Origin of the sequence: Candidatus Jettenia sp. AMX1, assembly GCF_030263775.1 — a bacterium.
GTDB lineage: Bacteria > Planctomycetota > Brocadiia > Brocadiales > Brocadiaceae > Jettenia > Jettenia caeni.
The window spans coordinates 1-13,211 of sequence record NZ_SZPP01000071.1 but is presented as its reverse complement, the minus strand read 5'-3'; the positions used below and the strand labels follow the sequence as shown (position 1 = coordinate 13,211).

The following is a 13,211-nucleotide window of genomic DNA, read 5'->3' as shown; positions in this document are numbered from 1 at the left end:
CATGCCTGAGGCCGTCTCGACCCGCTCGTAAACCGGATCATAGCCGCCACATCTCAATTCACGGAGGAGCAGTTCTGTATCATCCGGTGAGTCTTCGATGATCAATACACGGAGTAGTTTCCTCATTTTTATGTTCTCTCTTAATTGCTTGTCAATCACTGGTGCAGAGTCTTCATTTTTTCAAACGTAAACATACATTTTTGAAAACAAAAATCAAGAAGATTTTATCTACTCCGATTCTGACATTCTTTTTCCTAACGTAAAAAACTTCTTGCCTTACCTTTTTTCTGATGGTATCATAAAACACTTACATAATTATAAAAATAAAATACAGGCGGCATCGCCAAGTGGACTAAGGCCACGGTTTGCAAAACCGTTATCCTGGGTTCGAATCCCAGTGCCGCCTTTTAATTAATACCTGCTAACGGTACCAATGAGTACGCCGTAAAGATTAGCCACACAATGAATACAAATCTACACAAATACGAAATGGAAAGAAAATTACGATACCTTTAAGAGGCCCTGTTTATCCTTTTTTTGTTTGTGCCTGCTTGTGTAAATTAATGGTTAGATTATTGTGAAATGAATATCATCGGGCGAGTGGTGGAATGGCAGACACGAAGGACTTAAAATCCTTTGACCGTAAAAGGTCATGTGGGTTCGACTCCCACCTCGCCCATGTATAGAGGAATATTTGGTGTTATATTTGCCTTAAGAAAAAAAATCCCTATTCTTGCCTTTATTCCTGTTATGAATGAGGCAATTTGAATGTAGCTTCTCCGTAAAAATATCAAAATCAGGGAACTTATTTAATAGGTGATTTGTTAAGTATCATACATTTTATGGACATTAAACTTTTAAAATATTTTATGCTTAAACCAAAAACAGCGATAGAGATAGATCCGGAAATATTCGAGGCTTTAAAGCAGATTACGGCAAAGAACCCCCGTCTTTCAGTTAATCTCCTCATCGATGTTGGATTAGATTATATTTCAAACCTAAAAGAAGAAGACCTCCTGAAGCTTATCACTGAATACTATGGAAGAAAACATACCCCTCGCACATCCATTTAAACTAAATTTTTGTTAGTTCACAATTAAAATTATCTTTACTAAGGAGTATTTATGTTTAAAAGAGTTACTATTTTTATGATTTTCTTAAGTGTATTTGCTTTATCCTTTTATGGTTGTGGAAAAAGCGAATTCAATAATCCGCAATTAAGTGGTGAAACAACTGAACAAGATTTCGCGAAAATACACAAAAATGTCGAATTTGATAAAAAGGATAAAGAAAAAATGCATGAGACAGGGATGTCTATGGAGGGCGGTGGGCATGGTATGAGCGCTCATGGCAAGAAGGAAAAGATTGATCCCAATAAGGTAATCGCCACGGTTAACAATGAAAAAATTCTCCGCAAGGAGTTGGATACAATCCTGAACCGCTTCAGAAACCATGTAAATCCCATTGCATTAGCTTCTATGGAGCAACAAATCACAGAACAACTTGTTACGCAAAATTTGTTACGGCAATTTGTTACAGAGAATAAGCTAACTGTTAAGGAAGAGATTGTAGATAAAGAAATTAACAAAATGCGGGATAATATCAAAAACAATCCATCTACAAAAGATAAGACATTAGAACAGTTTTTGGAATTCCAAGGCAGTAATATAGATGAATTAAAAACTGCGATTCGTATGTCAGCCGCCATTGAAAGCTATGTATCCAAAAATATCAATGACAAAAAGATGGAAGACTATTTCATGAAAAATCTTAGCAATTTTAATGGTGAATCCGTTACAGCCAGCCATATACTGGTTGATACAAAAGAGATGAAGACTCAAGAGGAATTGGATAAGGCAAAGGCAAAAATTGACTCCATTAAAAAAGAGCTCGATGAAGGGGCTGATTTTGCCGAATTGGCTAAAAAATATTCTGATTGTCCAACCGGAAAAACTGGTGGCGGATTAGGTTCCTTCCCCAAACAAGGCGCTATGGTTGAATCCTTTGCTAATGCGGCTTTTGCTACAGAAGTAGGTAAAATCAGCGATCCGGTAAAGACAGAATTTGGGTATCACCTGATCAAAGTTACAGCTCACACCTCTCCAAAAGACATAAGTTTTAGCGAGGTAAAAGATAAAGTACGGGAAGAAGTAACTGCGGTTGAAATGAATACCCTTGTCAAGAATTTGCGGGAAAAGGCAAAGATCGAAATTACTTTACCATAACGGAAACAGCTAAAATGGAAACAGCTCATTTTCTTAACCAGGTCTCTATACTTATCTATTGGATCTGCTTCGGCGCTTACTCAATCTATTGGGTTTTTGGATTCACACGATGGAAATTACGATTCTTTATTCTATTAGGAATTGTTATTCTCCATATCGTAACCATCATACTTCGTGGTATATCGATAGAGTATTTTCCTTTAACCAATAAGTTTGAATCCTTTAATGCCTTTGCCGCTGCTGCATTTATTATTCTGCTCATCTATGCAAAAACAGAAAGCCCTATCTATCGCATGTCATTGTTTGGAGTTGGATATGGCTTCTATGTGGCAGCCATGCTCTTCCCAAAAGGGTTGAGTTACGCTCCTCCCCTGATGCTTACTATCTGGTATATATTACACGTTCCCTTATCCTTTTTCTGTTATGCCTTATGGGTCAGCGCTATGGCTGCAGCCGTTGCGCGGTATTTCGTATCAGGCGAAAAAAGACCGTACGATCAAATCATCGACTCGGGTTTTCAATATGGTCTTATTACCTTTTCAATCTCTATGATATTTGGGGGATTATGGGGATATGTCGCATGGGGATCGTATTTCCTCTGGGATGCTAAGGTCGTCTGGTCTGTAATAATCTGGTTTTTTTATGCTACCTGTCTCCATCTTGATTACTGGCCAGAGGCAAAATGGCTTAAGCCGCCTATGGCCATTGCAGGATTTATCATACTCTTAATGACCTATGTAGGTACGAGTTTTCTCATTGGCAGTTCTCATAGTTTTCAATGAAGTAAAATCTTACATGAAAAAGATATACGCTATATTCAAATCACAAAAACTAGGTATCATTATAGGCTTCACCGTTACAGGCTTGCTTATTATTGGAAGCCTTATTATGAACTATCAGCCACGTCAATATGCAGGGCTTTCCGGAGAAGATATCTCCTTCTTTTTTACCAATAAGAAACCCCTCCATCTGTGGTTTTATATCCTGTTTCTTGCTTGCATCCTCTACGGCATCAATACCTTCTTATGTACTCTCGATTCGATTATTAAGAAAACAAAACGGGGTATAAAGAAGATACCTCTCTACGGGGCATCCATTGTGCATATTGGATTTGTAATCACTTTGGTTGCTCACCTCATAGGAGGGCTCTATTCAACAACAGAACCTCCTGTGTCTGTAGCAGATGAGTGGACAAATATTGGCGGTGTTGAAATGAAAGTTACCGATCTTAAGACAAGCTCTTATCCAAATGGTATGCCTAGGAAGATAGAAGCCTTTGTCTCGGTCAGGAAGGATGGAATTGAATACTCGGATACCCTTGGTTACAATAATCCCGTCCTTTTGGAGCACGGAATATCCGAAGTCCTCATGCGAGATTACGGCTGGATTGCATCCAGCGTGGTTCTTAAAGTAGATGACCGTATTTGTAATCTCAAGATTGACGAGGTATGCAACGTTAACACCGGTAAGATTCGTGTCGATGATCTCTACATGCCACCACAATATCGTTATCCGGTAGTAAAATTAATTTCTACTGCAGAAAATCAAGAAACACAGCAAACCTTTTTACCTATTGGAGAAACGAACGGGAAAAAAATTCATGGGGCACAAATTGTCTTTGCAGATATCAACAGTGTACCCGGCGTTCTTGTCAGTGTTAAAAACAACCCCAGCATTCCACTAACCTTTGTAACAGTATTCTTTTTTTCTATCGGTATGATCCTTGTAATCCTGAGGGTTATTGGAAGGATGGTTAATACCTAAAACAGCGAATAATAAACATCCCCTGCTATCATAATTAATTGTACCAACCAATCGTTCCCTGATATCTATTTCTTTAAACAGCCGGGCATCATACATGATACCGAAGAAGATTTTGATTCACCTCTTACCCCGGATAATAAAACACCATGTGTCTCTTTTATCAAACGCATCGAAATGGGAAGTTTTTCAAGTTCACCTATTGCAAAATTCATAGCACGGACTAAAACTTTTGTATTGATATTGTTGCTTATAAATCCCTGATGTATATACTTCTTTTTCCATAAAATTAAAAACAAGGGTTTTTATGTTTACATTAATAATTAATATTGTTAATAGAATAAACCCTTATTAACATTTCCAGTATTTTCCTCACAGTAAAATTCTAAAATAGAAAACAATCTTTCGATTGCTTACCCTATAAATATGACAAAACATCCTTCTCTAAAATAATGTGATAACAACTACCCCAATAACCATAATAGTACTGCCGATTAATCGCTCCCTTATATTCGTTTCTTTAAACCAAAAAGCGCCGTACAGTATACCAAAAAGGAGACTTGTACGTTTTACTGAAATGGCATAAGGAACTTCTACGATGTTTACAGCTAAAAAATGAGTAACGGTAGCAAGAGCCATAGATAAACCAATCAGAATGAACAGGGTAATGTGAGGAACCGCTTGTTTAACCTTACCATGTCTCTTCCATAATAAAATAGGAAGGACAATCAGAGTAAGAATCGGAAGATACGTTGAAGCAAAGAATAATGAACTCGAATGTAATACCGCCATTTTCCCCAGGTTGGATGTGATACTATAGATGAAGGCAACGATAATCATGTATACCGATCCGCGTTCCCGCCGTATGGCCTTAAAGGGTTCTAATATGCCTTTCCTCGTAGTCTTTACATGAAGTAAATAGGCCCCGATAGTAGTAAGAGATATCCCTATGATTCCATAGCTATCTAACTTTTCCCCGAGGATAAGATTCGAGGTAAAGATCATAAAGACAGGGCTTAACGCCAGAAACGGCAAAGTTAGGGATAAAGGAGAGGCTTTAATAGCCTTCATGTAGAGTATAAGCGCCGTAATTTCTAAGGGAAGTAAAATGAGGATTGCAAGAAAAAAATATCTGTCTAGCGCTGGTATTTCTATAAAGGGTAAAATTAAGAGCACAAAAGGTGCAGCAAACGCAACACGCACCCATGCAACGAGGTATTCGTTGCTCTCGGTGAGAGATTTTTTACAAAATGCATCGGTCGTTGCGGCAAAAAAGGCACAAGAGAGAGACAGAAAAAGCCAATTCAAGGTTAACCATCGGAAAAAATAGTGATTGTATTATTTATTTTAATTCAATAAGATTCACCTTCCCAAAATTATTCAGCGGTTTATCAAACCTTTCCTTATCACCAACGACAAGAATCTTGATCTCATCCGGGTGCAGGTACTTTTTTGCAACTCGCTGAATATCGTCCCGGGTAACGGATTTCACGTTGTCCAGATAGGTCTCGAGATAATTCAAGGGCAACCCCTCATATTCGATGTCTACCTTCTGTCCCACAATATTTGCGCTGGTAACAAATTTAAAGATAAATTGATTCATAAAGGTCTCTTTTGCCTGCGCTAGTTCTTCGTCACCGACCGGTGTATTCCGCATCTTATCAAGCTCTTCCAGGGCAATTGAGATAGCGCGATTAGTAGATTCCAATTTCGTTTGACATGATACAAAAAACATCCCGAGGTCTTGTGAGGTTTGAAAAACGCTGAAAGCTGAATAGGCAAGCCCTTCATCAGAACGGATTCTGCTGAGAATACGTGCATTAAAACTTCCTCCGCCTAAAATAAAATTCATGATCGTAACAGGAAAATAATCAGGACTTCTCCGGTGAATTCCCAGGTGCCCCATCATTACATTTGCCTGATTAATATCCTTGTAAATATTATACACAGACCTTTCGAAATGCCTTTCAACTTTAGGAACCTCCGGAAATTGAATATCCTCTTTCTTCCAGCCTGCAAATACCTCATTGAGCTTTTTGATAATCTCCTCTCTATTGAAATCTCCGGAGATACCAAGAATAATATTATTGGAATGGAAGTACTTTTTATGGAAGGCAATCATATCTTCCCTGGTAATCTTTTCAATAGACTCCAGGCTCCCTTCAACCCTTCTGCTATACGGATGTCTGCTATCATAAATAATTTTACGGAATTCCCTGTTCGCAATTTGCGATGGATTATCATTTTCACGCCGGATAATCTCAACAACTTCATCCTTTCTCATCTGAATCTTATCTTCCGGAAAGGCAGGATGCATCAGCACATCGGCAAAGATTTTCAGTCCTTTGTCAATATCTTTTTTGAGTACAGATAAGGTTGCATTCCCTGACTCACGATCAATGGATGTTTCCACTGAGGCTGCCATAAATTCGAGTTCTTCATTCATCTTGTCTGCCCGCATAGACGGTGTACCGCCGCTTCTCATTACATACCCTGTGAGATTAGCCAATCCTGCCTTTTCCGGCGGCTCATAGATTGCTCCTGTTCTAATACGTGCAACCATATTAAATATAGGCAGATTATGATCCTCCAGGAGATACAATATCATGCCATTTTCCATAACAATCCTATCGACCTTTGGAGGGACAAAATTAAGGGGTTTAAATTTAAACTGAGAAACCTTCCTGCTTCCTTCCGATTCTGGTGATGTTACCGGTGGAACAGCGGGCCGCTCATGACCAAGCTCATGACTCTGGGTTTGTGCAAAGAGATTTGCAGAGTGAACGATTGAGAATGCATATGCTATAACTACAAGAGAAAATACAAAATATTTATTTATAATCACGTTAAAATCTCCAAATTTTCCAACCTTCAACTTATACATAAAAGTGCCAAGAAAAGGATTTAATCAATAGTCATTGGTAATCCTGCTTTATGGGTTTCCTTTGTTTCTTCTGCCTTACCATTACCATGTTCTTTTTTTCTAAGGGTAGCCACGGTACGGTTTCTCTTTACCAGATATTTTTTTGCAACCCGCATCACATCTTCAGCAGTTACTTGTGATAGTTTATCCATAAAGGTATTGATGTAACGCCAATCAGCAAGAACCTCAAATTCTCCTATCTCGTTTGCAAGACCTGAGGCAGAATTAAGGCCCCGGATAAATTCCGCTTCCAGCTGATTTTTGATCTTTTGCAATTCCCAATCAGAGGGCGGGGTATTTTTTAGTTTTTCAATTTCCTCATACAGAGCAGACTCTATCTCTTCCACCGTATGTGGTGCCCTTGGCGCAGCAAGAAGAACGAATGAATCCGGATATTTACTGATTTGATTAAAGGCATGGGCCATAACGGCAATACGCTTATTTTCAACCAGAGATTTATACAATCTTGAAGTCCTGCCATCTGAAAGAAGCGAGGCTAATACATCCAGCGCGTATAAGTCGGAGTGCCCAATCTGTGGAATATGATATGAAATAGCGATATAAGGATTTGATTCAAACTCCACCTCAGTTCTCCGTTCTCCTTTCTGTTCAGGCTCAACAGTCTTAACCCTGGGAGGAGCAGGCTGGCTCGGAATATTGCTAAAGTATTGTTCTACTAATTTTATTGCAGTATCAGGATTAAAATCCCCAACCATAACGATCACCGCATTATTCGGGGCATAATATTTCTTAAAATATTCTGCAGTTTCTGCCTTAGTAATATTTTGTACATCTGATCGCCATCCAATCGTAGGCCAACGGTAGGGATGAGCAATGAAAGACACAGCGTTTAATTGTTCCATTAACAAACCGAAGGGGCTATTCTCTGTCCTGAGCCGCCTTTCTTCCATAACGACATCCCGCTCAGAATAGAATTCCCGGAGTACGAGATTTTTCATCCTATCCGATTCTATAAATGCCCATAACTCCAGTTTGTTTGCCGGGAGATTACAGAAATAGTAAGTGCCGTCGCTACTGGTTGCAGCATTAAGCCCTGCAGCTCCATGCCGAAAATAGAGAGCAAAGACCTCGTCTTTCACCACCAAATCCCTGAGTTTTTTTCTGACTTCTTCCAGTTCCTTTTCAAGGGATGCAATCTTTTTCGTGTCTGGGATATCTCTATTCCTTTCTGCAGAGATTCTTATAACGAGATCATCCTCTTTATCAAGCAAAGGTTTTTCTGCAGCGAAATCCTTAGTTCCGAATATTTTTGTTCCCTTGAACATCATATGCTCAAAAAGGTGTGAAACTCCGGTAATTCCAGGTCGTTCATCTACGGAACCAACTTTATAATTAATACGGACACAAACAATCGGCACATCGTGTTTTTCAAACATAAGTAATTTTAAACCATTCTTAAATACATGCTCCTTTACATCAAGCTTAAGAGATTCTGCATATATTCCCCTTGTTGTAAAAAGCATAACAAGCATTATGGCAGAAAAAATCGATGCAAGCGCTTTTTTTCTCATTTTCGGTACACTCCATTTCGTTATTCCTGAACGAATATTCTATAAAAAATATGAAGTAAAGGTTTTCAAAACAACCCTGCATTATATATTTCATGAAAGATAGTATAAATAAACCCTTATCAGCCTTAATTAGTTCCCAAATTTCTATCTGCTTTTCTTTAGCCATACTTTAGTCATAAGAGGTATACGGCATACTACTATACTATAAGCAAGGGCTATTTTCTTTTCCTTGAAAACATCTTAACCGCTCTGATACATTAGGTCAATAAAAAGTTTATTATTCATAAACTAAGGTTATAAGAGAAATGACCCTTGAATATAAGATATAATCATGTTAATATAAAAATTTATGTAAGTTAAGTCGTATTTTCGTTAGGAAAAGGGGATTTTCTGTAATATTACGAGGAGTTATTATGAGAAAAACGGGCTTTTTAATTTTAACGGCAATCACTTCTATTTTCTTTGTATGGATGGGGTGTGTAGTTACTGCTGGCGAGCTAAGAAATGATGCGACTGCAGCAAAACAGTTAGAATTTATCCGAAGGAATTTAAGCAGCCTTACCGAAATGAAGATTGCAGATGCAAAGAAATATTATGAAGAATCATTAAAATCCCTGAATACCTTGATTGAAAAATATGCCGGAACGGAACAAGAACTAGAAGCAAAATTTTATATTGGCGCTATTTACAATGAGATGCATACCTACGACGAAGCAATTAAATACTTTGATATTGTATTAAGTCATGAAGGAATTGACTCAAATTTTAAGGCGCGCTCACTGTACTTTAAGATAAAGGCCCTTTTGGGAAAGGGTGACATTGTAAAAGCAAAAGAAACAATAGCAGAATTAAAGCTCATAGAGCCTGCAGCAGCCGATAGTTTTGGTAGTGAATTAAGTGGTTTGGTACGCGTCGGCGCCGAAGCTCCAACGTTTAATGCCATGGATTTTAAGGGAAATCAAATTGACTTATCGAAATACAGGGGAAATATAGTTATTCTTGATTTTTGGGCAACATGGTGCGATCCATGTTTGGAAGCATTCCCAAAAGTTAAAAATATGTATAATAAATTCAAGGATAAAGGTGTTCAGTTTATTGGGGTAAGCCTTGATGATGATATTGAAAATGTACGGGGTTTTGTAAAACAGGAAAAGGTAGAATGGCCTCAGTTGTTTGATGGAAAACGATGGAAAGGTGTACTTCCCGGTCTGTACCGTGTAAATATTATCCCTACCATGTTTGTTATCGACAGGGAAAGTAAGATCCGCTATATGGGAAGTAATCTGGAGAGCGCCACTCAAGTGGTTATGACACTTCTCTCGGAATCAAAAGATGTACCCTTGTTTCGATAATGATTTTTCGCTATATGGAAGAGAGACGTCCCTGGTGGGTGCGTCTCTTCCATATACATCAAGATACCGGAAAATCTGTGATTTACAAAACAATCCCCGGATAACCTGTTACCTGCAAGTCCGAAAAGTCCATTCCATTATATTTACTCTGAATAAACACAGGGTATTATTACACCTATCTTTAAGCATTTACTCAAATCTTCCATATGCCTCGTATATTTCGGCAAATTGTCTGTGAAAGTCCGTAAATACCCCGAGCGCTGTAGGATCAAAATGTGCGGGCATGGTCCTCCCATCACCCTCACTGATTATCTTCACTGTCTTCTCATGATCAAAGGCAGGTTTATAGTTCCTCCTGCTGCGAAGCGCATCATATTGATCTGCTATATTCATTATCCTTCCTTCCCTCGGAATTTCTTCTCCCTTAAGGCTGTTTGGATAACCACTCCCATCCCATCGCTCATGGTGGGATAGCGCAATTCTTTCTGCCATTTTAATGATATTTGATGTAGAGCCCTGAAGAATCTTACTGCCTATTGTTGTATGAGTTTTCATCAAAGCAAACTCTTCCGGGTTAAGACTTGAAGGTTTCAGGAGAATTTCTGCCGGAATGCCAACCTTACCTATATCATGCATGGGGCTTGCATAAAAGATCGTTTCAATATCCTCCCGGGAACCGCCCAACCCCTTTTCCAGAGTTGCGCAATAATGACATACCCTCTTTATGTGGGAAGCAGTGCTTTCATCCTTATACTCGGCGATGATCGTTAGCCGATGGATTGTTTCGATGTATCCTTCTTTTATCTTCTTCTCAGATTCTTCTAATTGTCTGTTGGTAAGTATGAGTGGTGATGTCCTTTTATTGACCTCTTCTTCAAAAAATTCATTATGCCATCGAAGAAAATCTTCAAGCTCTTTTATCCTCAAGAGATTTTTTACCCTTACCATAAGTTCCATACGATCAATAGGTTTTGCGATAACATCGTTTGCGCCGCACTCAAGGGCTTTGCTCGTGGAATGTTTATCGCCAAGGGAGGTTACCATAATGACAGGAATGTGTTTTGTTGATGGATCTTCTTTTAGTCTTTTACATGTCTCGTAACCATCCATCCTGGGCAATATACTATCGAGGGAAATCAGGTCTGGAGAAATAGTTTTTACTTTTTCTAGTACTTCAAATCCATTTCTGGCTATATAAAAGGTATAGATATTCTGGGTAAGTATGTAACTCATAAACCGTAACGTTATTTCTGCATCACCGGCTATAAGAATTTTTAGCTTCTTTGTTTGCTCAATCATTTTACCCTTCTGAGAATTTCTTTGAAAATAAAAATCTCATGGAGAGATTTGTGAGAAATATCTTCGATAGCAGATCTCAATACGAACGGGAATAGTCACTAATTGAAAATAACAGCGCAATATGCTTGCCAAAGGGTACGCGAGAAGCTTATAGAGATGGAGTAAGTTGCTTATAGAAGTATTTATAGTATTTCAAGGATGAAACCGAACATATCCTCAACAGAGGAAAGACAACCCCACCAGCCATTGCTTCGGAAAAAACCCTCGCAATGACATGTTGAGAGACTCCGTAACGTTCCCTATACCAGCATACAACCAAAGACTCATGCACCACATTTTGTTCGGTTTCATCTCTTGGATGCTATAACAATACACCATGCAAAGAATCAGGTATTGATATTCAAGGGCTTATGGCAAGAGAATTTGCTAAAAGACCTAACACGGGGTACGATAACGGGCATACCTCCAGGCGGAAGATGTGTGACGTGACACAGATGCGTGACGCCACAGGGGTGTGACAAGCACAGAACTATGAAACAAAATTGATAGTCTAAGTATCCAATACTTCTCTCACCTTTTTCAAAAGTCCGGTTGGTGAAACAGGTTTTGAAATAAACGGTAAGCTTTCTTCCAGGATTATTTTATTACTCACGCCATCTTTTGGATAACCGCTCATAAAAAGAGCCTTTATTCCAGGCATTATCTTCTTTATTTCATCGTATGCCTCTTTTCCATTTTTTTTTGGCATCATCACATCAAAGACAAGAAGCCGGATATCGTCTTTATTTTTCATAAACTTATCTACTGCTTCTTCTCCATTTACAGCATCGATAACTTTATAACCTGATCCTCTGAATACCATTTTAATGATTTTTCTGATTTCTATATTATCTTCTGCGAGCAGTATCGTTTCAATACCTTTTACAGGAGCCGGCAAATCCTGGGGTATTATTTCCTCAACATCAGACTCAATTATGGGTAAATAAATCTTGAATGTTGTGCCTTTTCCCCGTGCACTATCAACCTGTATGTAACCCTGGTGTTGTGTAACAATTCCATATACGATTGCAAGCCCAAGACCTGTGCCTTTTCCGTGCTTTTTCGTTGTAAAAAACGGCTCAAAAATCATTTTTTGAGTCTCTTCATCCATACCCATGCCTGTATCTGAAATAGATACAAGCACGTATTTCCCAATCTCGCCGTAGCCATAATTTTGTATAAAAGCATTGTCTAATGTTACGATTTCAGTACGTATCGTTAAAATTCCTCCGTCCGGCATGGCATCCCGTGCGTTTGTTGCAAGGTTCATTAAGATTTGTTCTATCTGACCGCTATCTGCCATGATGGTATAATTTTTATCGGTAAGCACGGTATTGAGCTTAATATTTTCACAAATGAGATTTGAAAGAAGGCTCTCAGCTCGTTTTATAATGGTATTTACATGTACCGGTCTAGGATTATTTATCTCTTTTCTACTGAAGATGAGGAGATTTTGAGTTAAATGAATAGCCTTTTCTGCTATGGCAAGGATTCTTTCAATATAATTCTTTGATGAATCATCCACTGATGAATCATATTTTTTCATCTTATTCTGTAGTAATTCTACATAGCCGATTATTGCAGAGAGAATATTGTTAAAATCATGGGCAATACATCCTACAAGTTTGCCAACAGACTCCAGCTTCTGGGCATGGTAGAGCTGCTCTCTCAATTTTGCCTTCTCTTCCTCTGCTTGTTTATATTCCGTGATATCCTGATTTGTTCCATTCATTTGAATTGCTTTACCGGCGCTGTCAAAAATAACTTCAGCCTCGGTATGTATAATACGAACCGAACCGTCTGGTAAAAGAATACGAAAGTTAATACAATAAGGTTTTTTCTCATCTAGTGCTTCGCGAACAGATTTCTTAACAAATACCCTATCGTCCGGATGAACAAAATTGAGAAGCGTTTCGTATGTTCCATTGAATGTTTGTCGGGTTTTACCAAAAATGCGATAGAATTCGTCAGATCCGACTACTTTATTCTCCCTCATATTCCATTGCCAATTCCCCAGATGGGCGATTCGTTGTGCATTGGCAAGACTGGCCTCGCTTTTCCGAAGCGCCTCTTCTGCTTC

Annotated in this window: 11 protein-coding genes and 2 tRNA genes; 7 read left to right on the top strand and 6 right to left on the bottom strand. The window is 38.6% G+C overall.

Annotation, left to right across the window (positions count from 1 at the left end; translation table 11 throughout):
- Positions 1-333: 333 nt before the first annotated feature.
- The 6 genes from FBQ94_RS16535 (at position 334) to FBQ94_RS16510 (ending at position 3,989) form a co-directional block, all read left to right on the top strand.
- Positions 334-406, top strand: a tRNA-Cys gene (locus FBQ94_RS16535).
- 188 nt (positions 407-594) lie between these two features.
- Positions 595-679, top strand: a tRNA-Leu gene (locus tag FBQ94_RS16530).
- A gap of 163 nt (positions 680-842) precedes the next feature.
- The gene (locus FBQ94_RS16525; protein WP_007223245.1) at positions 843-1,073 is read left to right on the top strand and encodes a hypothetical protein; all 231 of its coding nucleotides are present in this window, start codon (positions 843-845) and stop codon (positions 1,071-1,073) included.
- Between the two features lie 51 nt (positions 1,074-1,124).
- Positions 1,125-2,225, top strand: a complete 1,101-nt coding sequence (locus tag FBQ94_RS16520) for a peptidylprolyl isomerase (RefSeq protein WP_007223246.1) — start codon at positions 1,125-1,127, stop codon at positions 2,223-2,225.
- A gap of 14 nt (positions 2,226-2,239) precedes the next feature.
- Positions 2,240-3,007, top strand: a complete 768-nt coding sequence (gene ccsA / locus FBQ94_RS16515) for a cytochrome c biogenesis protein CcsA (protein WP_007223247.1) — start codon at positions 2,240-2,242, stop codon at positions 3,005-3,007.
- A gap of 13 nt (positions 3,008-3,020) precedes the next feature.
- Positions 3,021-3,989, top strand: a complete 969-nt coding sequence (locus FBQ94_RS16510) for a hypothetical protein (protein WP_040544609.1) — start codon at positions 3,021-3,023, stop codon at positions 3,987-3,989.
- Between the two features lie 65 nt (positions 3,990-4,054).
- Here FBQ94_RS16510 and FBQ94_RS16505 read toward each other — a convergent pair whose 3' ends face one another.
- The 4 genes from FBQ94_RS16505 to FBQ94_RS16490 form a co-directional block, all read right to left on the bottom strand.
- Positions 4,055-4,201 (bottom strand): hypothetical protein, encoded by a 147-nt coding sequence (locus FBQ94_RS16505; protein WP_285442277.1) that lies wholly within the window; start codon positions 4,199-4,201, stop codon positions 4,055-4,057.
- A 229-nt stretch (positions 4,202-4,430) separates the two neighbouring features.
- On the bottom strand, positions 4,431-5,294 hold the full coding sequence (locus FBQ94_RS16500; protein ID WP_040544612.1) for a DMT family transporter: 864 nt from the start codon (positions 5,292-5,294) through the stop codon (positions 4,431-4,433).
- Between the two features lie 34 nt (positions 5,295-5,328).
- Positions 5,329-6,831 (bottom strand): M16 family metallopeptidase, encoded by a 1,503-nt coding sequence (locus FBQ94_RS16495; RefSeq protein ID WP_051006240.1) that lies wholly within the window; start codon positions 6,829-6,831, stop codon positions 5,329-5,331.
- 59 nt (positions 6,832-6,890) lie between these two features.
- Positions 6,891-8,441, bottom strand: coding sequence for a M16 family metallopeptidase (locus FBQ94_RS16490; RefSeq protein ID WP_007223253.1), 1,551 nt, complete (start codon positions 8,439-8,441; stop codon positions 6,891-6,893).
- Positions 8,442-8,854: 413 nt separating this feature from the next.
- On the opposite strand from FBQ94_RS16490, the gene FBQ94_RS16485 reads away from it, so the two are divergent.
- Positions 8,855-9,793, top strand: a complete 939-nt coding sequence (locus FBQ94_RS16485; RefSeq protein WP_007223254.1) for a redoxin domain-containing protein — start codon at positions 8,855-8,857, stop codon at positions 9,791-9,793.
- Positions 9,794-9,982: 189 nt separating this feature from the next.
- On the opposite strand, the gene FBQ94_RS16480 is transcribed toward FBQ94_RS16485, so the two are convergent.
- Both FBQ94_RS16480 and FBQ94_RS16475 read right to left on the bottom strand, forming a co-directional pair.
- Complete coding sequence (locus FBQ94_RS16480; protein WP_007223255.1) at positions 9,983-11,092, bottom strand: response regulator; 1,110 nt, start codon at positions 11,090-11,092, stop codon at positions 9,983-9,985.
- A gap of 550 nt (positions 11,093-11,642) precedes the next feature.
- Positions 11,643-13,211, bottom strand: a 1,569-nt coding sequence (locus FBQ94_RS16475) for an ATP-binding protein (RefSeq protein WP_285442276.1), incomplete at its 5' end; no start/stop codon positions are given.